Source organism: Streptomyces sp. NPDC059037 (genome assembly GCF_042740015.1).
In the GTDB taxonomy this organism is placed as follows: Bacteria; Actinomycetota; Actinomycetes; order Streptomycetales; family Streptomycetaceae; genus Streptomyces.
The window spans coordinates 1-2434 of record NZ_JBHYIG010000495.1 but is presented as its reverse complement, the minus strand read 5'-3'; the positions used below and the strand labels follow the sequence as shown (position 1 = coordinate 2434).

The window sequence follows — 2434 nt, the reverse complement described above, 5'->3', positions numbered from 1 at the left end:
GCAGCGCACCGAGGGCGGAGCCCCGCTGCCCCACCCCGCCGCGGGGCGGGGGGGGGGCCGGCCGGCGCCCGCCCCCGGGCCACCCCGCCCCGCCCCCCCCCCCCTCTTTCCGTTTCCCGCACCCTGTTGCCCCTTCCCCCTACCGACGCCCCGCAACTTCTCGTATGGTGGAAACAAGTTTCCGAAAACCTCGTGAACGAAACGTTCGCAATCCGGGGCGGCTACCACGTACTCAGTGGTAGGTGCGACGATCGGACGGCAAGAGCTACACGGTGAAAGCAGAGGAAGTCGGCCATGGCAACGGCGCCCAGCGTCTCCTACTCGAACACGGTCCGGTTGGAGGTGCCCGCGAGCGGCACCGCGGTCTCCCAGATCACCACGGCCGTCGAGTCCCACGGAGGCTCGGTGACCGGCCTCGACGTCACCGCATCCGGCCATGAGGCGCTCCGGATCGACGTCACGATCGCGGCGACCTCCACGACGCACGCCGACGAGATCGTCGAGCAGCTGCGCACCATCGAGGGCGTGAACGTCGGCAAGGTCTCCGACCGTACGTTCCTGATGCACCTCGGCGGCAAGATCGAGATGGCGTCGAAGCACCCCATCAGGAACCGTGACGACCTCTCCATGATCTACACCCCGGGCGTGGCCCGCGTGTGCATGGCGATCGCCGAGAACCCCGAGGACGCGCGCCGCCTCACCATCAAGCGCAACTCCGTTGCGGTCGTAACGGACGGTTCGGCCGTCCTTGGCCTGGGCAACATCGGCCCGAAAGCCGCGCTGCCCGTCATGGAGGGCAAGGCGGCCCTCTTCAAGCGCTTCGCCGGCATCGACGCCTGGCCGCTCTGCCTGGACACCCAGGACACCGACGCCATCGTCGAGATCGTCAAGGCGATCGCCCCCGGCTTCGCGGGCATCAACCTCGAGGACATCTCGGCGCCGCGCTGCTTCGAGATCGAGGCCCGGCTGCGCGAGGCCCTCGACATCCCCGTCTTCCACGACGACCAGCACGGCACCGCGATCGTCGTGCTCGCCGCGCTGACCAACGCACTTCGCGTGGTCGGCAAGGGAATCGGCGACGTACGCGTCGTCATGTCCGGCGCGGGCGCGGCCGGTACGGCCATCCTCAAGCTGCTCATCGCGGCGGGCGTCAAGCACGCCGTCGTCGCCGACATCCACGGCGTCGTGCACGCCGACCGCGAGGACCTCGTGGACGCCGCGCCGGACTCGCCGCTGCGCTGGATCGCCGACAACACCAACCCCGAGGGCGCCCGCGGCACCCTCAAGGAAGCGGTCGTCGACGCCGACGTCTTCATCGGTGTGTCGGCTCCGAACGTCCTGAACGGCGACGACGTCGCGGCGATGGCCGACGACGCCATCGTGTTCGCGCTCGCGAACCCGGACCCCGAGGTCGAGCCCGCAATCGCCCGCCAGACGGCGGCAGTTGTGGCCACCGGACGCTCGGACTTCCCGAACCAGATCAACAACGTCCTGGTCTTCCCCGGTGTCTTCCGCGGTCTGCTCGACGCCCAGTCGCGCACCGTCAACACGGAGATGATGCTGGCAGCGGCGGGCGCCCTCGCGGACGTCGTCGCCGAGGACGAGCTCAACCCGAACTACATCATCCCCAGCGTCTTCAACGACAAGGTCGCGGGCGCGGTCGCCGATGCGGTGCGCAGCGCGGCGAAGGCCGCAGGGGCGGCTGTGACAGGCGCCACGGCCCAGTAGTACGGCGCGTCGCGGAACGCAGGGCCCGTAAAGGCCCTCTAGGGTGGCGTGGAAGCGCGCCCCCGACTGCCACCTTCCCAGGGGCGGTGAAGCTTTTCGTGTGACCCCCACGGGCCCCGGATTGGCTTTCCCGCCGCAGGTGGGGGCAGGATGCCTTTCTGGGCGCGAGGGTCTGGATGACGGACCCGGGTCCGGGGCCTGACCGAGGACCCTGGCAGCATCGGCTTCGCTGTGCCCATCATGCGGCCCCGCCGCGTGGCACGCCTCAACGGCAAGAAGAACACGGGAGTACAAACATGAACCGCAGTGAGCTGGTGGCCGCGCTGGCCGACCGCGCCGAGGTGACCCGCAAGGACGCCGACGCCGTGCTGGCGGCGTTCGCCGAGACCGTCGGCGAGATCGTTGCCAAGGGCGACGAGAAGGTCACCATCCCCGGCTTCCTGACCTTCGAGCGCACCCACCGTGCCGCTCGCACCGCCCGGAACCCGCAGACCGGCGAGCCGATCAACATCCCGGCCGGCTTCAGCGTCAAGGTTTCGGCGGGCTCCAAGCTGAAGGAAGCCGCCAAGGGCAAGTAAGCCTCAGGCAGTACGCAGAAGGGGGGGGGCCCCCCCCCCCCGGGGCGGCCCCCCTCAACGGGGGGTCTCGGGGGTGACAGAACTGGGCCCCCCCCCCCCCCCCACCACACCCCCGCGCCCCCCCCCGC

2 protein-coding genes are annotated in these 2434 nt (G+C 70.3%); both read left to right on the top strand.

All coding sequences use genetic code 11. The features are described 5' to 3' along the window. Positions 1 to 294 precede the first annotated feature (294 nt). Complete coding sequence (locus ACFWY6_RS45085) at positions 295 to 1728, top strand: NAD-dependent malic enzyme (RefSeq protein ID WP_384703649.1); 1434 nt, start codon at positions 295 to 297, stop codon at positions 1726 to 1728. 296 nt (positions 1729 to 2024) lie between these two features. Then, positions 2025 to 2306 (top strand): HU family DNA-binding protein, encoded by a 282-nt coding sequence (locus tag ACFWY6_RS45080; protein ID WP_030680681.1) that lies wholly within the window; start codon positions 2025 to 2027, stop codon positions 2304 to 2306. The last annotated feature ends 128 nt before the right edge of the window (positions 2307 to 2434 follow it).